Origin of the sequence: Bradyrhizobium sp. 191 (assembly GCF_023100985.1) — a bacterium.
Taxonomy (GTDB): domain Bacteria; phylum Pseudomonadota; class Alphaproteobacteria; order Rhizobiales; family Xanthobacteraceae; genus Bradyrhizobium; species Bradyrhizobium diversitatis.
Window position 1 is genome coordinate 4,819,316 of sequence record NZ_CP064692.1, and the last position, 21,960, is coordinate 4,841,275.

The following is a 21,960-nucleotide window of genomic DNA, read 5'->3' on the forward strand; positions in this document are numbered from 1 at the left end:
AGACAGAAGAGGTGGGTTACGCTTCGCTAACCCACCCTACGATCACGCCCCCTCATCCAGCGCCACCAGCTCGCGCTTCTTGCGCAGCGACGGCAGCAGCGGCGCGATCAGCAGCACGAGCGCCAGCGTCAGGCACACTCCCGAGATCGGCCGCTGCACGAAGGTCCAGAGATCGCCCTGCGACAGGATCAGCGACTTGCGCAGGTTGTTCTCCATCATCGGCCCCAGCACGAAGGCGAGCACCAGCGGCGCCGGCTCATAGCCGAGCTTGCGCATGAAATAGCCGATGATCCCGAACGCGATCATCACATGGACGTCGAACACGTTGTTGCTCGAGCAATAGACGCCGATGATCGTGAACAGGATAATCAGGGGAAACAGGATGTTGTAGGGCAGCTTGAGCAGCTGCACCCACATGCCGATCATCGGCAGGTTCAGGATCAGCAGCATGACGTTGCCGATATACATGCTGGCGACGATGCCCCAGAACAGGCCTGGATTCTGCGTGATCAGCAGCGGTCCCGGCTGCAGGCCGTGAATGACGAAGGCCCCGAGCAGCAGCGCCATCACGACATTCGGCGGAATGCCGAGCGTCATCAGCGGAATGAAGGCCCCGCCCGCCGCGGCATTGTTCGCCGATTCCGGTCCCGCGACGCCTTCGATCGCGCCATGCCCGAAACGCTCGGGCGTCTTCGACAGCCGCTTCTCCAGCGCGTAGGAGGCGAATGACGCCACTACCGCGCCGCCGCCCGGCAGGATGCCGAGGAAGAAGCCGAGGATCGTGCCGCGGCCGACCGGACCTGCGCTCGCCTTCCAGTCATCCTTGCTGGGCAGGAGATGGGTGATCCTGGTGTTGATGATGTCGCGCTTGATGACCTGCTCGGTGTTGAGCAGCACCTCGGCGACGCCGAACAGGCCCATCACGACGGGCACGAGGCCGATGCCGTCGATCAATTCCATGCGGCCGAAGGTCAGCCGCGGCTGCGCGGTGATGCTGTCGAGCCCGACCAGCCCGAGCACGACACCGATGCACGCCATCAGCAGCGCCTTCGGCATCGATCCCTGGGTGAGGAAGGTGAGCACGACGAGGCCGAGCACCATCAGGCTGAAATACTCGGCCGGGCCGAAGGCGATGGCAATGCTTGCAAGCTTCGGTGCCACCAGCATCAGGGCGATCAGCGCAAACGTGCCCGCGGCGAAGGAGCCGAAAGCGGAGATGCCGAGGGCGGGGCCCGCACGGCCCTGCTTCGCCATTTGGTGGCCGTCGATGCAGGTGACGACGGAGGCGGCCTCGCCCGGGATGTTGACCAGGATCGAGGTGGTCGAGCCGCCATACATCGAGCCGTAATAGATGCCGGCCATCATGATGATGCCGGATTCCGGCGTCCCCGACAGCGTCACGGGCAGCAGCAGCGACATGGCCGAGATCGGCCCGATGCCCGGCAACACGCCGACCAGCGTGCCGATGAAGACGCCGATGAAGCAGTAGAGCAGGTTGATCGGCAGCAGCGCGACGCCGAATCCATGGGCCACATTGACAAGCGTATCCATGCGATCAACCGATCCCGAACAGGCCTGAGGGCAACTGGATCAACAGCAGCCGCTTGAGCACCCACCACATGCCTGATGGCACCAGCACGGCGATTGGGATCGCCAACGTCCAGCGCACGGGATCGATCAGCCGCAACAGCAGCAGCATCAGCGGGATCGACGACAACAGGAATCCGAGCGGCTCCAGCGCGAACGAGAATGCGGTGAGGCAGGCGATGACGAGAAGCGGCTTGCTCCAGCGCACATTCTCCCAGCGCGAGGCCAGTGTCGGACCGCCCTCGGTGACCGCCGAGAGGATGATGGCGCCTGCGAACACGCACATCAGGATGCCCGTATAGAACAGCACGTAGCCGGAGCCGGGATCGTTGATGGTGCCGAGCCTGAGCTTCAAGCCTGACCAGATCACGAAGCCGCCAAGCGCGAGCCCGATCAGTCCGCCCCAGAGCTCGGAATTGCTGAGGCGGAGCTTGACGTTTCGGTCGTTGTTCATTTGAAGCACCTCTCGATCACCGTCATCCTGAGGTGGCCGCTTCTTCAGCGGCCCTCGAAGGGCGACGGTGCCCTGATCCATCCTTCGAGGCGAGCCGCAAGTGCGGTCCGCACTTCAAGACGACGCCGGCATCTGTGGCGAGGCCAGCTACTTCTTCGCAAGCCCCAGTGTCTCGATCACCTTGCGCTCGGACTCGGTGACTTCGACGACGAACTTCTTGTAGTCCTCAGTGGTCTTGTAGTTCGGCACCATGTCGTATTTGGCGAGTGTCGCGATCACCGCGGGGTCCTCGAGCGCCTTCTTGAAGGCATCGTGCAGCTTGGCGACGATCTTGGGATCCATGCCCTTCGGGCCGGCGATGCCGAACGGGGAATCATAGACCATGGGATAGCCGAGCTCCTTCAGCGTCGGCACATCGGGATAGTTCGGCGAGCGGGCGCCGGTCCACACCATCAGCAGCCGTAGCTTGCCGGCGTCCACCAGAGGCCGCCATCCCGTGGAATCCGCCTGAAGCATGGTGTGCTGACCGAGCACGGCGGCATTGGTCTCTGCACCTCCCTTGAACGGCACCTGCGTCAGCTTGATGCCGGCCATTCCCGCGATCTGCTCCATGCCGATATGCAGCGAAGTGCCAGCGCCCGGCGTGGCGTAGGTCACCTTGCCCGGGTTGGCCTTGGCGAACTCCACCACGTCCTTCCAGCTCTTGAACTGCGACTCCGCACTGGTCGTCACGCCAAAGGTGTAGCCGGTAAGATGGACGATGTAGCTGAAGTCCTTTGCCGGATCCCACGACACCTCCTGCATCAGCGGCAGGCGGAACACCGTGATCGGGATCTGCGAGATGGTATAGCCGTCAGGCTTCGCGGCCGCCGCCATGGTCGCCGGTCCCACCGTGCCGCCGCCGCCAGCCTTGTTGTCGATCACGATCGGCTGACCCAGGATCTTCGAGGCGCTGTCGGCAATCGCGCGCATCGAGATATCGGTCGATCCGCCGGCCGGCCACGGCACGATCAGCGTGATCGGCTTGGTGGGATAGTCCTGCGCAATGGCGGCCGTGGAGAGCAATGCGCCCATGACAGCGTGCGCCGCGGCAAATGCGATCGTCTTCAGCCCGTATCCTGACATCGAAACGCCTCCCTCGCAGCGGCCCCTTTTGGCCGCCGCCTCTTGTTCTTGTGAGACGATTGTTCCTGAAATCGAGGGAGAAGAAAAGCGCATTGCGCGGACCGCACGCGGCGATCGGTTGGGCCATGCGGGCAGAGCCGGCACATGCGACAATTCGTCGTTCGGCCGCGTGCCGAGAGACGGAATTTGAGGAGACGAAGCCGTCAGGCCACGCGCCGGACCATGTTCAGCCTCTCGATGGTGCGGCCGACCTCCGATGCGAGACACGGCTTGCCGAAATAATAGCCCTGCACGGCAGTGCAGCCGCATTCGCGAACGAAATCGAGCTGCTCCTCGGTCTCCACCCCCTCCGCCGTGGTCTCGACGCCGAGCACGGAGCCGAGGCTTGCGATCGTTCGGACGATGGCCACGCTTTCCGGGCTTTCGCCGAGCGTGCCGACGAAGGAGCGGTCGATCTTGATGCGGTCGAAGGGAAACTTGCGCAGATAGCTCAGCGAGGAATAGCCGACGCCGAAATCGTCGAGGCTGACGCGCACCCCTAACGTGCGGAGCTGGTGCAGGATCCCGATCGTCGCCTCGCTGTCATCGAGCAGCGCCGTCTCCGTGACCTCGAGCTCGAGCCGCTGCGGCGGCAGGCCGGCTTCCGCAAGTGCGCTCGTGACCATCGCCACCAGCCCGCGCGCGCGGAATTGCACCGGCGACAGGTTCACCGCGACGGTGACATCGGGCCAGGACGCGGCGGCCGCGCAGGCCGTGCGCAGCACCCATTCGCCGATCGGTACGATCAGCCCGTTCTCCTCCGCAATCGGAATGAACTCGGCCGGAGAGACGAAGCCGCGCGAGGGATGTTTCCAGCGCAGCAGTGCCTCGAAGCCGGTGAGCTCGCAGGAATCGAGCCGCATCTGCGGCTGGAACACCAGGTGGAATTCACGTCCTTCCAGCGCGCCAACCAGATCCTGCTCCAGCGCGTGCCGGCTGCGCGCCTCTTCCTCCATCTCGGGCTCGAACAGCTGATAGGCTCCGCGCCCCCTGGCCTTGGCCTGGTACAGCGCGAGGTCGGCGCATTTCATCAGCTCGTCGGCGTCGAGCCCGTGATCGGGTGCGATCGCGATGCCGACGGAGACGCCGACATGGATCGACTGGCTCTCCAGTGGCGGCGGATGACCGATGATGTCGACGAGGCGGCGGGCGAGTTCCTCGGCCGATTGCGGCTGCGGTCCGCGCTGGAGGATGGCGAACTCGTCGCCGCCGAGGCGCGCGACGGTATCGTGCTCGCCGACATTCTCTTTCAGGCGCGCTGCGACCCAGCGCAGCAGGCGGTCGCCTGCGGCATGGCCGAGACGATCGTTGACGGTCTTGAAGTTGTCGAGGTCGAAGCACAGCACAGCCATGGCGCCGCCGGCGATCGCGACCTGGTTCAGTCCTTCGCCCATCTTCTCGCGGAACAGCGTGCGGTTGGGCAGGTCGGTGAGCGAATCGTGCTGTGCCATATGCGCCACCCGGGCCTGGGCCTTGTGACGCTCGGTGACGTCCTCGTAGGTGACGACCCAGCCGCCGTGCTCCATCCGCTTGTGATTGAGCTTGATGATGCGGCCGTCGCTCAAGTGCCGGTGCAACGTGTGCTCGCCCTCGCGCAACCTCTCGACATAGTCGGCATAGAGCCTGGTGCCGGTCATGTTCGGATGGATGCCGAGCTCGCAGCCGTATTCCATGATCTCTCGCATCGAGACGCCGGGCTTCACGATCTCCGGCGACAGTCCGTACATCTCGAGATAACGGCGGTTGCAAACGATCACGCGCAGGCTCGAATCGAGCATGCACAGGCCCTGGCTCATGTTGTTCAGTGCGGCGTCGAAGCGCCGATATTGCTCGCTCAGCTCCTCAACCGCGTGCTCGCGCTCGGTGATGTCCTCATAGGTGGCGACGAAGCCGCCCTCGGCGAGTGCGCAGTAGCGCACCGACACCACGGCGTCGTTCGCCATGCGCCGGCGCATTGGCGAGGAATCGCGCTTCGCAATGCTCGTGCAGGCGGCTTCGAGGAGCTGTTGCGGACCGTATTCGGAGGAGAATGCGCCCTTCGCCATCGAACGCTCGATCAACTCGGCGAGATGCGTGCCGGGCCTGGTCTCCTCCGGCGACAGCCGGTAGAACTTGCGGTAGGTGGTGTTGCAGACCCGAAGGCGCATGTCGCTGTCGTAGAAGGCGAGCCCGTGCGCCATATTCTCCAGCGCCGCATCGAGGATGAAGTTCTGCTGCCTCAGCGTTTCCTCGTATTGCAGCCGCTCCGTGACGTCCTCGTGCACCGTCACCCAGCCGCCGTCGGGCAGGAAGCGGGAGACCGCCTGGACCATCCGTCCGTCGTAACGCATAACCAGCAGGGTTTTCGCCTTCCTGCGGCGCACATCTTCTATCCGGCTTTCGTAAAATTCGTCGTTCGACATGCCCGGCAGGTTGCCGCGCGACATCCAGTGCTCGATCACCGCACAATGCGGGACACCCGGCTTCACGATTTCGGGATCGAGATCGTAGAGCTTCAGGAACCGTTCGTTGCAGAGGACGACGCGGCTGTCGACGTCGTACATGATGAGGCCATGCGACATGTTGGCGAGCGCGTGCTGGCTCCGCTCGGTCTGCAGGCTCAATTCCGCTTCGAGCCGGGCGAGGCGGCTGATATCGTCGCAGATCGTCATCCAGCCGCCGCCGGGGAGCGGCTTTAGCTCGAGCGACATGACGAGGCCGTTTGCAAGCCGCTGCTCGGTCCGGAACGGCTTGCCGGCGGCGATCTGCGCGATCCGCGCCGAATACAACGCGTCGAACTCGTCTTGCGGAAAGTTGCCGCGCCTCGCGCTGTGCTCGAGCACCTCACGGTAGCTCGTGCCGACCCGCACGATGTCGGCCGACATGTCGAACAGCGTGAGGTAGCGCTGGTTCACCAGCACGATCCGGTTGTCGGCGTCGTAGACGCAGACGCCCTGCTCCATGTGGTCGAGCGCAAGCTGGCTCAGGACGACCAGGGCGTCCGGGCCCTGCTCGCGGCGTACACCAGGCTCGTTGTCGCAGGTCGACATCATGGGCTCGGCGGGACCTCGGCAGGCAATAGACTTAAAGCAACTTAATTCAGCGGCCGAGGGTAGCGAAGAGGCAGGAAAATTCCCTTAAGCGCGTTAGTTTACGGAGGGTGACCGGCGATGGTGAAGATGTATGTGCCGCGATCTGCACGGTGGAGCCCTACCTCAGGCACCAAACTGTCACCGTCATCCTGAGGTGCCGGAGCGAAGCGGAGGCCTCGAAGGGCGACGGCCCGGCTGCATCCCGGCCGTTCTTCCTTCGAGGCTCACCGCGCTGGGCGCGGCGAGCACCTCAGGATGACGGTGCTGGGGTGTTGGCTGCGGGTCTACTTAAGGCCCGTACAGCACGAGCTCCGTATCCGTCAGATCGCCGAGCTGTGGCCGGTGCGGGCCCTTGAAGTATTTACGGCCGCGCCGCTCAGTGTAGATGCCGACGAGGCCGGGAATCGGGCCATTGGCATCGACGGCCACCGAGACCTTGCCGAGCCGCAGCAGCAACCGGCCGATGCGGCCGGCGCATTCGGCATATTCCCCGGCACTTCGGCAATAGATCAGCTTCATCGCGGGCGGTGCGATAAAGCCGCGGCGGATGCGAACCGGTTGCAGGATGAAGGGGAACGTTCCCTTCGGCGTGCGGCAGACGAGGCTGAGGCAATTGTAGCGCGCATGCCGTGTCAGGAGCTCGGTCTCGGTGTCGGAAAGCCCCTCGATCTCTTTGGCATGCGGCGCGATGACCTCGATCTCGCTCCAGCGCGGCGCGCGCGACAGCGCGGGGACCGAGAAGAATATGCCGCGGCAATAGGCGCGAAAGCCCTGCGTCTCGATGATCGGCCAGGTCCACGGCGCCGGGCTGATGTTGAAATACGTGACGTCCTTGTGCCGCTGGGCGATCTTGGTCAGCAGCGGGGCGTAGTTGCGGTAGGCCGGATCGACATACCAGCTCGACAGGTTGCATCGGATGGCGGTCTCTTCGCCGTCCTTGCGCGCCGTGTAGATCAAGAGCAGCACGCCGACCGGCGTGCCGTCGTCGTCGAGCATGTAGCCGAAGCGCGGATAGCCCTCCGGCACGGGCCGGAAGGCCTGCCGGCGCAGGCCCTCAACCCAGTATTCGCGCGAACGCCCCACGAAGCCGCGCGTCAGCAAGTCCGCGATCCTGTCGACGTCGGACTCGGTGATCTCGCGGCATCGGACCTTGGTATGGATCACGCTCGTCTTGCCCGTGGAAATGGTCGACCTCTTGCCTTAGCGCCAGCCTTCGCCATGAGCCTCGGCCGCGACATGCGGCTGCAAGCCCAGGACGTCCCGCACCTTCGCCGGCCAGGCGGAAAGATCGGTGCCGTGGGTGTGGAACATGGCGACGGCCAGGCGGTCCATGCCGAAGGCAACGCAGCCGGTATGGGCCGGCTCGCCATTGGCGTCCTGGATTCCCCAGGTCGTGCCGAAATGCTCGCGGTGATAGTTGAAGCTCATGCAGGCGGTCGGCTGCTCTTCCGAGCGCAGCGGGATAAGGAGCTCGAACTTGAGCTGCTGCTGCTTCTGGCTCACCGCCTTCATCTGGCCGACCCGGCCGAAGAACGGATCGCTGGCATAGTCGACACGGAAGCTGAGGCCGAGGTCGGTCGCGATGTTCTGCGCGCGCACCATCCAGCGCTCACGGAAGTCGGCGACGTCCTCGGGGCTGCCGATGCAGACATATTCGCGCATGCGGAACGATTGCAGACGATCGAGATGCTTCGACGGCTCGCGGCGGAAGCAATCGGCGGCAACGTCGAAGCGCAGGCCGCCCTTCGGCAACTGGCCACGGCTCGCCGCGATCGGGTAGACCGGATAGCAGGCGGCCGGTGACAGCACGAGATCAGCCGGCGAAAGCGAAGATGTCCAGTCGCCGCCGGCATCGAAGCGGCTCACCGCGGCGTTGATCTCGCGTTCGGTGCCGTGCAGGCCGCAGACGCAGCCGAGCAGGTTAGGAAAGCTCTTGAGATAGCCGGATTTTTCCAGCTGGGCGCGGCTCATGACCGGCGGGAAGCGCATCACCTCGGTGCCGGCCTCCCGATGGCGGGTGATCAGCGCGGCGAGCTTCTCGACGATGCCCTCATAGAGTGCGGTGCGGGCGTAGACGCCGTCGGCCCCCATGCGGTGGAACAGCTTGTCGGCGAGATGATCGAGCGGATCGATCATCTGCGGGGCGGTGGCGGGCGAGTCGGGGACGACGGCAATATTCATGGTTCGATGTCCTGCTATCTCAAAATTTTTCTTGTTGATTCAGTCGCCGAGGCATCTCAGTCGCGAAGGCTCGTCGGCACCCCGCTCATCAGCGTGGACATCGCGGCGTTGGCCAGGATGCGGTCGTTGTTGATCATGATCGGCGACGACAGCACGTCGCGCAGGTGACGGCCCATGGTGAACTCGCCGTCGTTGCGGTAGCCGGCAAGACCCGCGGTGCGCATCGCATGCATCACGGTCTCGACCGCGAGCTCGGAGGCCTGCACTTTCAACAGCGTGATGGAGGACTGGAAGTCGAGCGAGGCGAGCGCACGCTCGTCATGCTCGGCGCCGGCGAAAGCATCGATGTTGGCGGCGATCAGCGCGCGCAGCTTGGCCAACGACATCTTGGCGGCGGTGAAATGCGCCGCGGCCGGCGGCATTTGTCCGCCCGAGGAGCGCGCCGCCTTGCGGATGAAGGCCTGCGCGCGGGTCACTGCCGCAGCGGCGATGCCGGCCCAGGCCGACGACCAGCACAGATGCGCGAACGGCGTCATGGTCTGGGCGTGAATCTTGTCGTAGGATTCGGGGAAGACGCGGTCAGCGGGGCAGTCGACCTTCAGCTCGAAACCGGTCGAGCAGGTGCCGCGCATGCCGAGCGTATCCCAGCCCAGCGTCCGCTTCAGCGAATAATCGTCCTTGGCGAGGGCCAGCAGAACCTGGTCGGAAGCCGCGGCATCGGTGGCGCGGCGGGCGATGGTGACGAGGCCGTCGGCTTCGGCACCGTAGGAGATCACGGTGGCGTCGCGCACCAGCGAGACGGTGTCGCCGGCATGATCTACCGCGGCGGCGCTGGCGCGGATATTGCCGCCGTTCTGGCCCTCGGTGGTGGAGGAGGCGAGCAGCCACTGGTCGCGCGCGACCCGGCGCATCATGGTCTCCATCCAGGGAATGCCATGGCCGTGCCTGATGATGCAGGCGACCTTGGTCTGGTGCATCGCGTAGATCATCGCGGTGGACGCGCAGGCGCGTCCGAGCGTGTAGCAGATGTCGGTGACGTCATGGATCGAAGCGCCGAAGCCACCGAACTCGACCGGAACCATCACGCCGAGCAGCCTCTGCTCACGCGCGACCTCGAACGCCTTGTGCGGGAAACGGGCGTCGCGATCAACCCCGTCTGCGTCGGCCGCAGCAGCGGCGGCGGTCCGGGCGGCGCGCTCGATCAGGGAAGGCCCCTGCTCGAGGAAGCTCGTCTGCATCTCGTCGACAGTAAGGACCGCTTCACGCACGTTCATGCTCGTCCGCCTCCGTTTTGCCGTTCGAGATCGCCGGCATCATTCGCGATGCCGCCGGCGATCCTCCGGCCATCTTTGCTTGTGAGACGAGGCTACGGATTTAATTCAAATTCGTCGATGAAATAGAGGGTAAACAAAGCCCAATTCCGGACGAACAGTTAAGGGCCGGTTGTTTGCATCACCGGATTTCCCTGCATCGCGTTAGGACTCTGGAAGAAGCCTGAATTCCGGACGATCTGAGTCATCGTTTACTAACAAACGCGAAGTATTGGTGCCGCCCATTGCAGGACCGGCAAGCCGTGCCCATCGTAGCCGGCAGTCCGGTCCGACCTCGTTAGACAGATGGGAATTTGCCGATGCAGACCTTCAATACCGACGTGCGCAATCGCATCATCAAGCTGGTGAAGGGCATCCTCGAACAGAATTCACTCACCGCAGACGTCACCTCTTCCGCCAAGCTCGTTGATGTCGGCCTGACGTCGATGGACATGGTCAATCTGATGCTCGGCGTCGAAGCCGAGTTCGATTTCACCATCCCGCAATCCGAGATCACGCCGGAGAATTTCCAGTCCGTCGAGACGCTGGAGCGGATGATCGCGACCCAGCTGCAGCCGGCGAGCGCGGCCTAGGTTAGGCGCACGCTCTTTGCTCCGCTGTCTGTCGTCCCTGCGAACGCAGGGACCCATACCGCGGAATCTATCGATCTCTGACGGTCGCAGTACCAGACGACCAGTCTTCGCCAAACCACGGCCTGTGGTTATGGGTCCCCGCGTTCGCGGGGACGACACCGAGTGTGTGGCCCGCGCCATCGCCGCTCACGACACCGCCATCATTCGTCCACCCCGTTCCAAAACCGCCGCAAAGCTGGCATAGCTTAACCATCTCACACATGGCGGACAGGTTGGAGAAGGCATGACGCAGGCGGTATTGGGTATCATCGGCGGCTCGGGCATCTATGACCTCCCGGGCCTCGAGGGTGCGCGCGAAGAGGTGATCAAGAGCCCGTGGGGCGAGCCGTCTGCACCCTTGCGGCGCGGCTCCATCGCCGGCCTGCCGATCGTGTTCCTGCCGCGGCATGACAAGGGCCACCGGCTGTCCCCCTCCGACATCAACTATCGCGCCAATATCGACGTGCTGAAGCGGGCCGGCGTCACCGACCTGATCTCGCTCTCGGCCTGCGGCTCCTTCAGGGAGGAACTGCCGCCCGGGACTTTCGTTCTCGTCGACCAGTTCGTCGACCGTACCTACAAGCGAGAGAGCTCGTTCTTCGGCCGCGGCTGCGTCGCGCATGTGTCGATGGCGCATCCGGTCTCGCCGCGGCTGCGCATCCATCTCGCGGCGGCGGCCGAAGCCGAGGGCATCGCGGTCGCGCGCGGCGGCACCTATGTCTGTATGGAGGGGCCGCAATTCTCCACCTATGCGGAAAGCATGACCTACAAGACATCAGGCTATTCCGTGATCGGCATGACCAACATGCCCGAGGCGAAGCTCGCGCGTGAGGCGGAGATCTGCTACGCAACCGTCGCGATGGTGACGGATTTCGACTGCTGGCATCCCGATCACGACGCCGTCACCGTTCAAGACATCATCCGCGTGTTGACGTCGAACGCCGACAAGGCGAAGGCGCTGGTGGCACGGTTGGCGAAGGATTTTCCGCGCGAGCACGAGGCGTGCCCGATTGGCTCGGACCGTGCGCTCGACACCGCGCTGATCACGGCGCCGGAGGCGCGCGATCCGGGGCTTTTGAAGAAGCTCGATGCGGTGGCCGGGCGCATCCTGCGGGCGTGATGTGAAAGGCAGAATGCCATGAAGGTCGACGGCAAGCATTTCCGCAGCATCTGGCGCGAGCGTGACGGCTGGTCGGTCGGCGCGATCGACCAGCGCAGGTTGCCGCATGAATTCGTTATTGCGCGCCTCACCTCCTGCGAGGACGCGGCCGTCGCAATCCGCGACATGCTGGTGCGCGGCGCGCCGCTGATCGGCGCGACTGCCGCTTATGGAATGGCGCTCGCGATGCGCGAGGATGCCTCGGATGCAGGCCTGAAGCGCGCCTATGACACGCTCGTCGTGGCGCGGCCGACCGCGATCAATCTGAAATGGGCGCTGGACGAGATGCGCGCGACGCTCGCGCCGATCGACCCCCTTGAAAGGGCGGAAGCGGCCTATGCGCGCGCCGACGAGATCGTCGAGCAGGACGTCGAGATCAACCGCGGCATCGCCGGCAACGGTCTGAAGCTGATCGAGGCGATTGCGGCGAAGAAGCCGGGCGAGACGGTCAATGTCCTCACTCATTGCAACGCCGGCTGGCTCGCCACCGTCGATTGGGGGACGGCGACGGCGCCGATCTATCTCGCGCATGAGCGCGGCCTCAAGGTTCATGTCTGGGTCGACGAGACACGGCCGCGCAACCAGGGTGCTTCGCTCACGGCCTGGGAGCTCGGCCATCACGGGGTGCCGCACACGGTGATCCCGGACAATACCGGCGGACACCTGATGCAGCACGGCATGGTCGATCTTGCCATCGTCGGCACCGACCGCGTCGCCGCCAATGGCGACGTCTGCAACAAGATCGGCACCTACCTGAAGGCACTTGCGGCGCATGACAATGGCGTGCCGTTCTACGTCGCGCTGCCGTCGCCGACGATCGACTTCGCCGTCCATGACGGCATTCGCGACATCCCGATCGAGCAGCGCAGTGGCACGGAGGTCACCGACATGACCGGCCGCACCGCCGACGGAAGGCTGGAGACGGTTCGTATCGTGCCGGAGAACTCGCCGGTCGCGAACTACGCCTTTGATGTGACGCCGGCGCGGCTCGTCACCGGCCTCATCACCGAACGCGGCGTGCTGAAGGCGGATCGCGACTCGCTGGCGGCAGCGTTCCCGGAACGGATCGCTGCTGCGGCGGAGTAGCTCTCGTAGGGTGGGCAAAGGCGCGCAAGCGCCGTGCCCACCATCTGCTTGTTGTGGTGGGCACGCTTCGCTTTGCCCACCCTACAGCATTCGCGAACTATGTCAGCCTCAGCCCCGTCGCCTTCTCGAGCTCCGCGATCGCCTGCGCTCCACTCGTCACCTTGATCGTCGTCATCCCCATCTCGCGCGCGGGTTTCAGGTTGACGCCGAGATCGTCGAGATAGACGCAATTGTTCGGATCGACCTTCAGCGTCTCGACCATCAGCCTGTAGATGCGCGGATCGGGCTTGCGCAGGCCGATCTTGGCGGATTCGATGACGTGATCGAACAACACCATCACTTCGGCGATGTAGAGGGATCGTCCTGTCAGGCTGCCGATGGCGTTCGCCGGCAAATTGTTGGTGATGCAGCCGGTCTTGAACTGCGCCTTGATACGCTTCAGAGCCTCGACCATCTCCGGGCGCAGATCGCCCTGCAGCAGCGGCAGCACGTCACGGCCGCGCACTTCTGCGCCAAGCGCGAGCGATTCGGCGGCGAACAATTCGTCGAAGGTGTCGATGTCCACCTCGGCCCGCTCGAACCTGGCCCAGGCGTTCTCCAGATGGTTGGCGGCATTGGTGCGCCGGATGATGTCGATGGGCAGGCCGCGCTCGGTTTCGAACCGCGTGAACGCCTCGAATGGTGAGCTCGTCAGCACGCCGCCAAAATCAAAGATCACAGCCTCGATGGTCAATGTCATGCCCTCGTCAATTCCTTTCCAAGAGGGCTAGCATGCGCTATCGGCAAGAGCCAGTCTGAGGCCGTCTCCCTCCTTCACCGATGCTGACGCCAAAGCGTGTTCCCATGAAGAAGCTCGCCACGTTCATCGCAGCAGCGCTGCTGCTCACCACGCCTGCCCACGCCATCGTCGGCGGCGGCACGCCGCAGGCCGATGGTGTCGCGCGTGCGGTCGTCACCATCGTCGGATCGCGGGGCAATTTCTGCACCGGCAGCCTGATCGCCCCGAGGCTGGTGTTGACAGTCGCTCATTGCGTGCAGCCCGGCGCCGACTACAAGATCGTCGATCGCGGCGCGGACGGCCAGCCGCAATTGCTGAACGTCCGCACCATCGCGATCCATCCGAACTTCAACATCCAGGCAATGCAGGCGCATCGCGCCACCGCCGATGTGGCGCTGCTGCAGCTGGAAATTCCACTCAAAGGAAAATCCACGGTGACGGTCGGCATGCCGAATATTCCGATACGGGTCGGCAGCCGCTTCGTCATCGCCGGCATCGGCGTCACCGTGCGCGGCGACGGCAAGAGCGGCGGTACGACGCGCGTGGCCGGCCTCGTTACGACCGGGCAGCCCGGCACGCTCCAGATTCGCCTGGTTGATCCCGTAACCAACGGTGTTCGCGACGGAATTGGCGCCTGCACCGGCGATTCCGGCGGCCCCGTGTTCGAGGACAGGCCGAATGGTCCCGTGCTCGTCGGGCTCATCAGTTGGTCGACAGGGCCGAACGGCGCCGCCGGTTGCGGCGGATTGACGGGCGTCACGCCGCTCACGCTCTATCGCGACTGGATTTTGCAGACCGCGCGGAGCTGGGGTGCGGCGCTGTGATTTGACCGCGACTTGATCTATGTCATTTTGTAGCGGAAGCGCGGCGGGCGAAACTGCCCGGCGCGGAGGAAACGCGCCGTCCGGTCAAGGGCGGCCACAAAAAACAAGCAAGGCATAGAAACAACAATGAATGTCGCTGTTCGCAGTCACGCCACGACCAAACAGGCTTCTCAACATTTCGACGTGCTGATCGTCGGCGCCGGCATCTCCGGCATCGGCAGCGCCTATCACATCCAGAAGCAGCTTCCGGGCACGAGCTACGTCATCCTGGAGACGCAGGAAACATTCGGCGGCACCTGGAGCACACATCGCTATCCCGGCATTCGCTCCGACAGCGATCTCCATACCTTTGGCTACAGCTTCAAGCCGTGGGTCGGCCCGCCGATCGCGACCGCCGAGGAAATCCTCTCCTATATGAAAGAGGTGATCGACGACAACGATATCGCGCGGCACATCCGCTACAAGCACAAGATCAATTCAGCGAGCTGGTCGAGCGAGCAGAATCTCTGGACCATCGAGGCGGTGACAACCGACACCGGCGAGCCGAAGATCTTCACCGCCAACTTCCTCTGGATGTGCCAGGGCTATTATCGCCATTCCGAAGGCTACACGCCGCAATGGAGGGGCATGGACCGCTTCAAGGGCCGCATCGTCCATCCCCAGACCTGGCCCGATGATATCGACCTCGCCAACAAGAAGGTCGTCGTGATCGGCTCGGGCGCGACGGCGGCAACGCTGGTGCCGAACATCGCGGACCAATGCGCGCATGTCACCATGCTGCAGCGCTCGCCCACTTACTTCCGCCTGGGCCGCAACGCCATCGAGATCGCGGAAGAATTGCGCCGGCTTCAGGTCGATGAGACCTGGATCCACGAGATCGTGCGGCGCAAGATCCTGTTCGAGCAGGATGCGTTCACGAAGCTCTGCGTGTCCAAGCCCGAGCAGGTCAAGAAGGAGCTGATCGGCCAGATCAGCGCCATCCTTGGTCCCGACTACGACGTCGAGACCCACTTCACGCCGAAGTACCGGCCGTGGCGGCAGCGCATCGCCTTCGTGCCGGATGCCGATTTGTTCAAGGGCATCGCCAGCGGCAAGGCCTCGGTCGTGACCGACGAGATCGAATGCTTCGTCGAGAACGGTATCCAGCTCAAATCGGGCATGGTGCTCGAGGCCGACATCATCGTCACCGCGACCGGGTTCAACCTCGCCGCGCTCGGCGATATCGAATTCGAGATCGACGGCAAGCCACTCGCTTTTGGCGACACCGTCACCTATCGCGGCATGATGTTCACCGGCGTGCCCAACATGGTCTGGGTGTTCGGCTACTTCCGTGCCAGCTGGACGCTGCGCGTCGATCTCGTCGCTGATTTCGTCTGCCGGCTGCTCGGACACATGAAGGCGAAAGGGGCCAAGAAGGTCGAAATCAAGCTGCGTCCCGAGGACCACAACATGCCGATCCTGCCCTGGATCGATCCGGAGAACTTCAACCCCGGCTACATGATGCGCAACATGGACCTCTTGCCCAAGCGCGGCGACAAGCCGGAATGGCAGCACAGCCAGGACTACTGGACCGAGAAGGACGAGATCCCGAAGACGGATCTGGACGACAAGGCGTTCGTCTATGGGTGAGGACGTTCGTAGGCGAGAGGTCGCGTCGAGGGCGGCGCGACGCTCGCCACACACTCCGCTGTCGTCCCGGGGCGCGAAGCGAACCCGGGACCCATAACCACAGGGAGTGGTTATGGAGCGAGTTACTCCGAGCCTTCGCCAAACATTTCCCTGTGGTTATGGGTCCCGGATCGGCGAGCGCTTGAGGCGCGCTTGTCCGGGACGACACTGTCAGCTGGGCTAGCGGCGTTCCAACTCATTCGCACCGCACTCACGAATTTCTCCGCGTCGCATTCGTGGCAATCGCGGCCGCGGCGGTGCGGTTCTCGACGCCGAGCTTGGCGTAGATCTGCTCCAGATGCTTGTCGACCGTGCGCGGGCTGAGGCCCAGAATCTGCGCGATGTCGCGGTTGGTCTTGCCCTTGCTGAGCCAGGCCAGAACCTCTCCCTCACGGGTGGTGAGGCCGAGCTCGCTGGTGAATTCGGGTGGCAGCGCGGTGCCGGACTCCCTGGAGAGCCGCAGCAGGAACTCGTTCGGCGCGGTCTCACCCATGTAGAAGAGCCGAAGTTGCGGATTGTCTGGCAAGGAAGCTCCTTGCGACTTCGAGCTGCCCTTGGCCTTGGCCTGTTCCAGCCATTGCAGCAGCGCTGGCGGCAGGACGAAATCGTCGGCCTGCGCGCCGTGATGGTCGGTCAGCAATTTCTGCGCCTGCGGCGTCGCCCACAGCACGTTGCCCTGGCGGTTGACCGCGAACAGGAACCGGCCGGAGACGTCGAGCGCGGTGCGCGCGCTCTGGGTCAGCCGGGCATTGCCGAGATGGACGCGGATGCGCGCCAGCATTTCCTCGATCACGATCGGCTTGGTCACGTAGTCGACGCCGCCAGCTTCAAGCCCGCGCACGATGTGCTCGGTCTCGGCAAGGCCCGTCATGAAGATCACGGGGACGTTGGCGAGACCGGCATCGCGCTTGAGCCGGCGGCAGGTCTCGAAGCCGTCGATGCCGGGCATCACGGCATCGAGCAGAATGATGTCGGGCGTGATCTGGTCGATGATGCGCATCGCCGCGGCGCCGTCGAGCGCCACCATGACCGTCATGCCGGCGCCGTCGAGCGCGTCGGTGAGCAGCCGCAGCGTCTCCGGAGAGTCATCGACAACGAGCGCGACGTCGCGCTTCTTCGACTCAATGTTCATACGCGTGCAACGTCTTCAATGTGGCCATGTACTGGTCGAGATCGAAGCGATCGACCAGCGACCGCATCTGCGCGACGAAGTCGGCATGCTCGGGATGTTCGCTGCCGATCTCGTCCAGCTTCAACTGGATACCCTTGACGTAGCCGATCTGGCCGAGCCCGATCAGCGCCTCGATGTGTCGCACCGGCGGCTTTGATCCGGTCTCGGGACGCCAGAACGGCACCGCGATCTCGTCCGAACCGTATTGCCATTCGATCTTGAGCAGCTGGCGGATCGTCTCCAGGAGACGGGGGATGTCGATCGGCTTCATCAGGTAGCCGTCGTGGAAGGGTTGCGCCAGCGGAGCGCCGTGGGCCTCCAACGCGCTTGCCGACACCATGAGGATGCGCGCCTGGTGATGGCCGCTCGCGCGCAATGCCTCGGCCACGGTCCAGCCGTCCATGGCAGGCATCGAGATGTCGAGCAGGAACAGATCGGGCCGGCAATGCTGTGCCAGCGCGAGGCAGCCGGCGCCGTCCGGCGCGCTGAGCAGGATGAAACCGAGCGGCGTCAGCACCTCGCGCAGGAGATCGCGGTGCACGGGGTCGTCGTCGGTGATGAGGATGGTCTTGCGCGTGCCGTGATAGCCGGAGACCGGGGCCTCGACCGGCGCGATGCGCTGCGGATTAGTGACCTCCGAGAGCAGGATCTTGACCTTGAACGTTGAGCCGGTGCCGACCGTGCTCACGACCTTGATATCGCCGCCCATCACGCCGGCGAGCAGGCGGCTGATGGTGAGGCCGAGGCCAGTGCCGGTCTGCGGCTGCGAGACGCCGAGCGCACCGCGCTCGAACGGCGCGAAGATGCGTTCGAGATCGTCGGCCCGGATGCCCGGGCCGGTGTCGATCACCTCGAACTCGGCGACGGGACTGCGATAGTGCACGACGAACTGCACGCTGCCTGACTGGGTGAACTTGATGGCGTTCGAGAGCAAGTTGATCAGCACCTGACGCAGCCGCTTCTCGTCCGCATAGACCACGAGCGGCAGCGACGCCGGCCGCCTGAACACGAAATCGATGCCCTTGGCCGCGGCCTGAAGGCGGAACATGCCGACGAGCTGCTCGAGAAATTCGCCGAGACGCACCTCGTCGCGCGACAGATACAGCCGCCCGGCCTCGATCTTGGAGATGTCCAGGATGCCGTCGATCAGGCCGGACAGGTGGTCGGCGCTACGGCGGACGACGCGGACCTGGTCGCGCGGCTTCGGGCCCAGTGTCGTATCCTGCTCGAGCAGCTGGGCATAGCCGCTGATCGCGTTCAGCGGCGAGCGCAGCTCATGGCTCAGGCCCACCACGTAGCGGCTCTTGGCCAAATTGGCGGATTCGGCGACCTCCTTGGCACGTTGGAGCTCGGCGTCGGTGCGCTTGTGTGCGTCGATTTCCTGGATCAGCAGCGTGGTCTGCCGCCGCGTCTCGGCCTCGGCGGCGCGGCGGCTCTGCTGCGCCAGCACGAACAGCCAGGCAACCACGCCGATGATGATGCTGAGCGAGAAGAACACCTTCCACAGCACGTCGGAGACGAGCTCGTTCTCGCCATGGACGCTCGCCGACGTCTGCAGATAGATCAGGCCCAGCACCAGCGCGACGAGGCCCGCAGAGACCACGAACACGCCGATATAGTGGCCGAGCTGCGAGTTGATGCGGGCGTAGATCGGTTGCGGCATCAGCTTGCCCAGCGTCTCCGAGACCTGCGCCTGAATTCGAGCATGCGGCTTGCAGAGATCGTGGCAGCGCGCGTCCAGCGAACAGCAGAGCGAGCAGATCGGGCCGGCGTAGGCGGGGCAGGAGGCCATGTCCTCCGGCTCGAACGCGTGCTCGCAGATACAGCACTGGATCGCCTCGAGGTTCTGCCAGCTCCGCTTCGGCTTGCGTGCGATGTAGTACTTGCCGTCCGTGGCCCAGGCAATCAACGGCGCGGCGAGGAAGGCCACGGCGAGTGCTATGAAGGCCGACAGCGCCTTCGCGGTAGGTCCGAACAGGCCGTAAAAGGCGCTGATGGAGACGATGGTTGCGATCGTCATTGCGCCGACGCCGACCGGATTGACGTCGTAGAGATGCGCGCGCTTGAATTCGATCTGCTGCGGTCGCAATCCAAGCGGCTTGTTGACGACGAGATCGGCGACCAGCGCGCCGACCCAGGCGATCGCGACGTTCGAATAGAGCGCCAGCGTCTGCTCCAGGGCCTTGTAGACGCCGATCTCCATCAACAGCAGTGCCACGATGACGTTGAAGACCAGCCAGACCACGCGCCCGGGATGGCTGTGGGTCAAACGCGAGAAGAAGTTCGACCAGGCGATCGAGCCGGCATAGGCGTTGGTGACGTTGATCTTGACCTGCGACAGGATCACGAAGGTGCCGGTCAACGCCAGTGCGAGCTCAGGTTGCGAGAGCACATAGCGGAACGCTTCGAGATACATATGCGCCGGCTCGGCGGCCTCCTCGGGCGGCACGCCGTGGCGAAGCGCAAAGAAGGCGAGAAACGAGCCGGCCAGGAGCTTCAGCGCGCCGAGCACGATCCAGCCCGGTCCTGCGCTCATCAGCGCAATCCACCAGGAAACCCTCGAGGCGCGGCGGTCGCGGGGGAGAAAGCGCAGGAAGTCGACCTGCTCGCCGATCTGCGCCACCAGGGAAAACACCACCGAGGCCGCAACGCCGAACAGCAACAGATCGAAATGTCCGTTGAGGTCGCCGTGCTCGCCCGAGAACTTGCGCCACTCCGTAAAGGAGTGCGGGTTGTGCCAGGCGATCGCCGCGAACGGAATGATGTGAAGGATCACCCACAGCGGTTGCGTCCACAATTGGAAGCGGCTGATCAGCGTGATGCCGTAGGCCACCAGCGGGATGATGACGACGGCGCTGATGAGATAGCCGACCGGCCGCGGAATCCCGAAGCACATTTCGAGCGCGGACGCGAGGATCACGGCCTCGATCGCAAAGAAGATGAAGGTGAAGGACGCATAGATCAGCGAGGTGACCGTCGAGCCGATGTAACCGAAGCCGGCTCCCCGCGTCAGCAGGTCGATGTCGATGCCGCACTTGGCCGCATAATACGCAATGGGCACCCCGCAGCAGAAGATGATGATCGAGACCACGAGGATGGCGGCAGTCGCATTGGTGACGCCATAGTTCAGCGTGATGGTGCCGCCAATCGCCTCCATCGCCAGGAACGAGATCGCGCCCAGCGCCGTGTTGGCGACGCGGGCGGCGGACCATCGGCGTGCGCTCTTGGCGGTGAAGCGCAGGGCGTAGTCTTCCAGAGTCTGGTTGGCGACCCACTGGTTGTACTGGCGCCTGACGCGGTCTATTCGCTGCCGCCCTGCCACTGAATCCCCACTCCCGATACGGACCCGGACCCCTCGCAAATTCCGTACCAGAAGCCTACGTCGGCATTTTGCGGTGCAGTATACGCGATCTTGCGTATGCTTGCGCTGCATAAATTCGAGCCATCCTCACGGCACCAATAGCGCGTTCTCGAACAAAAGTGGGGTGCTCATGTCAGACGAAGCAAACAAGGGCCTATTGTCGCCGCTTCGGCGCAAATTGTTGATGGGGATGGCGGCCGTGCCTGCTATCACGATGCTGCCGCGGGCGTCCTTTGCGCAGGCCCCGGCGACCTCGGCGGTCAACACCACGGGTCTCGCGGTCACCGACACCGAGGTGACGGTCGGCATCCTGCACTCGGCGACCGGCACCATGGCGATCTCCGAGACCGGCTCGATCGAGGCCGAAAAGCTCGCGATCGAGCAGATCAACGCGGCCGGCGGCGTCCTCGGGCGCAAGATCAAATTCATCCAGGAGGATGGCGCCTCCGATTGGCCGACCTTCGCCGAAAAGGCCAAGAAGCTGCTGGTCAACGACAAGGTCGCGGCCATCATGGGCTGCTGGACCTCGGCCTCGCGCAAGGCGGTGCTGCCGGTCGTCGAGCAGTATAACGGCATGCTCTATTACCCGACCTTCTACGAAGGCCTCGAGCAGTCCAAGAACGTGATCTACACCGGCCAGGAGGCGACCCAGCAGATTCTCGCCGGCCTGAACTGGATTGCCAAGGAGAAGGGCGCGAAGACCTTCTTCTTCATCGGCTCCGACTACATCTGGCCGCGCACCTCGAACAAGATCGCGCGCAAGCACGTCGAGAACGTCCTGAAGGGCAAGGTCGTCGGCGAGGAGTACTATGCGCTCGGCAGCACTCAGTTCAACTCGGTCATCAACAAGATCAAGCTGACCAAGCCCGACGTGATCTTCACCGACGTCGTCGGTGGCTCCAACGTCGCCTTCTACAAGCAGCTCAAGGCCGCCGGCATCGACCTCGCCAAGCAGCCGCTGCTGACGATCTCGGTCACCGAGGACGAAATCGACGGCATCGGTGGCGAGAACATTGCCGGTGCGTACGCCTGCATGAAGTACTTCCAGTCGCTCGACAACCCCAACAACAAGGCCTTCGTGCCCGCCTTCAAGAAGATGTGGGGCGAGAAGACCGTGATCGGAGACGTCACCCAGGCTGCCTATCTCGGACCGTGGCTGTGGAAGTTGACGGTCGAGAAGGCCGGCTCCTTCGACGTCGACAAGATCGCGGCGGCCTCGCCCGGTGTCGAGTTCAAGGGGGCCCCGGAAGGTTACGTCCGCATCCACGAGAACCATCATCTCTGGTCGAAGACCCGGGTCGGTCGCGCCAAGCTGGATGGCCAGTTCGAGCTGATCTACGAGACCGCCGATCTCGTCGAGCCCGATCCGTTCCCGAAGGGTTACCAGTAAGCGGCATCCGTCGCGCTTTCTCCCCGATACCAAGCCGCTCCCTGGCGTGGATCGCAAGTCCATGCCTCAAGCCCCCGCGTCGCGAACCTGCTCGCGACGCGGGATCCCATCTCGACGGAGGACA

Annotated in this window: 16 protein-coding genes; 6 read left to right on the top strand and 10 right to left on the bottom strand. The window is 64.1% G+C overall.

Annotated elements, in window-relative coordinates:
• Window positions 1–42: 42 nt before the first annotated feature.
• From IVB23_RS22390 to IVB23_RS22420, 7 genes are all read right to left on the bottom strand, one after another.
• A complete protein-coding gene (locus IVB23_RS22390) occupies window positions 43–1,551 on the bottom strand; it encodes a tripartite tricarboxylate transporter permease (protein ID WP_197965425.1) in 1,509 nt (502 codons plus the stop codon).
• Window positions 1,552–1,555: 4 nt separating this feature from the next.
• The gene (locus tag IVB23_RS22395; RefSeq protein WP_197965426.1) at window positions 1,556–2,041 is read right to left on the bottom strand and encodes a tripartite tricarboxylate transporter TctB family protein; all 486 of its coding nucleotides are present in this window, start codon (window positions 2,039–2,041) and stop codon (window positions 1,556–1,558) included.
• A gap of 147 nt (window positions 2,042–2,188) precedes the next feature.
• Window positions 2,189–3,166: a tripartite tricarboxylate transporter substrate binding protein gene (locus IVB23_RS22400; protein ID WP_197965427.1), complete on the bottom strand. Its 978-nt coding sequence runs from the start codon at window positions 3,164–3,166 to the stop codon at window positions 2,189–2,191.
• A 203-nt stretch (window positions 3,167–3,369) separates the two neighbouring features.
• Window positions 3,370–6,234 carry a PAS-domain containing protein gene (locus IVB23_RS22405; RefSeq protein WP_247800065.1) on the bottom strand — a complete coding sequence of 955 codons (2,865 nt, stop codon included), beginning with the start codon at window positions 6,232–6,234 and terminating at the stop codon, window positions 3,370–3,372.
• 330 nt (window positions 6,235–6,564) lie between these two features.
• The gene (locus IVB23_RS22410; protein ID WP_061879803.1) at window positions 6,565–7,440 is read right to left on the bottom strand and encodes a hypothetical protein; all 876 of its coding nucleotides are present in this window, start codon (window positions 7,438–7,440) and stop codon (window positions 6,565–6,567) included.
• Between the two features lie 36 nt (window positions 7,441–7,476).
• The gene (locus IVB23_RS22415) at window positions 7,477–8,457 is read right to left on the bottom strand and encodes an amino acid--[acyl-carrier-protein] ligase (RefSeq protein WP_247800066.1); all 981 of its coding nucleotides are present in this window, start codon (window positions 8,455–8,457) and stop codon (window positions 7,477–7,479) included.
• A gap of 56 nt (window positions 8,458–8,513) precedes the next feature.
• Window positions 8,514–9,731, bottom strand: a complete 1,218-nt coding sequence (locus tag IVB23_RS22420) for an acyl-CoA dehydrogenase family protein (RefSeq protein ID WP_247800067.1) — start codon at window positions 9,729–9,731, stop codon at window positions 8,514–8,516.
• A gap of 356 nt (window positions 9,732–10,087) precedes the next feature.
• On the opposite strand from IVB23_RS22420, the gene IVB23_RS22425 reads away from it, so the two are divergent.
• The 3 genes from IVB23_RS22425 to mtnA all read left to right on the top strand — a co-directional run bounded on the left by IVB23_RS22425 (window position 10,088) and on the right by mtnA (window position 12,644).
• Complete coding sequence (locus tag IVB23_RS22425; protein ID WP_247800068.1) at window positions 10,088–10,360, top strand: phosphopantetheine-binding protein; 273 nt, start codon at window positions 10,088–10,090, stop codon at window positions 10,358–10,360.
• A 283-nt stretch (window positions 10,361–10,643) separates the two neighbouring features.
• A complete protein-coding gene (locus tag IVB23_RS22430) occupies window positions 10,644–11,519 on the top strand; it encodes an S-methyl-5'-thioadenosine phosphorylase (protein WP_061879799.1) in 876 nt (291 codons plus the stop codon).
• 18 nt (window positions 11,520–11,537) lie between these two features.
• The gene (gene mtnA, locus IVB23_RS22435; RefSeq protein WP_247800069.1) at window positions 11,538–12,644 is read left to right on the top strand and encodes an S-methyl-5-thioribose-1-phosphate isomerase; all 1,107 of its coding nucleotides are present in this window, start codon (window positions 11,538–11,540) and stop codon (window positions 12,642–12,644) included.
• Window positions 12,645–12,741: 97 nt separating this feature from the next.
• Here the strand turns inward: mtnA and IVB23_RS22440 are convergent, their stop codons facing one another.
• Complete coding sequence (locus IVB23_RS22440; RefSeq protein WP_247804952.1) at window positions 12,742–13,377, bottom strand: HAD-IA family hydrolase; 636 nt, start codon at window positions 13,375–13,377, stop codon at window positions 12,742–12,744.
• A 110-nt stretch (window positions 13,378–13,487) separates the two neighbouring features.
• Here IVB23_RS22440 and IVB23_RS22445 point away from each other — a divergent pair, with 110 nt between their 5' ends.
• A complete protein-coding gene (locus tag IVB23_RS22445) occupies window positions 13,488–14,246 on the top strand; it encodes a trypsin-like serine protease (protein ID WP_247800070.1) in 759 nt (252 codons plus the stop codon).
• Window positions 14,247–14,372: 126 nt separating this feature from the next.
• Complete coding sequence (locus IVB23_RS22450) at window positions 14,373–15,875, top strand: NAD(P)/FAD-dependent oxidoreductase (protein WP_247800071.1); 1,503 nt, start codon at window positions 14,373–14,375, stop codon at window positions 15,873–15,875.
• 250 nt (window positions 15,876–16,125) lie between these two features.
• Here the strand turns inward: IVB23_RS22450 and IVB23_RS22455 are convergent, their stop codons facing one another.
• Window positions 16,126–17,046: a response regulator gene (locus tag IVB23_RS22455; protein WP_247800072.1), complete on the bottom strand. Its 921-nt coding sequence runs from the start codon at window positions 17,044–17,046 to the stop codon at window positions 16,126–16,128.
• Window positions 17,036–20,407: an ATP-binding protein gene (locus tag IVB23_RS22460; RefSeq protein WP_247800073.1), complete on the bottom strand. Its 3,372-nt coding sequence runs from the start codon at window positions 20,405–20,407 to the stop codon at window positions 17,036–17,038. Before IVB23_RS22460 ends, IVB23_RS22455 begins: the two co-directional genes overlap by 11 nt.
• Window positions 20,408–20,576: 169 nt before the next feature.
• On the opposite strand from IVB23_RS22460, the gene urtA reads away from it, so the two are divergent.
• The gene (urtA, locus tag IVB23_RS22465) at window positions 20,577–21,836 is read left to right on the top strand and encodes an urea ABC transporter substrate-binding protein (RefSeq protein WP_194390427.1); all 1,260 of its coding nucleotides are present in this window, start codon (window positions 20,577–20,579) and stop codon (window positions 21,834–21,836) included.
• Window positions 21,837–21,960 lie beyond the last annotated feature (124 nt).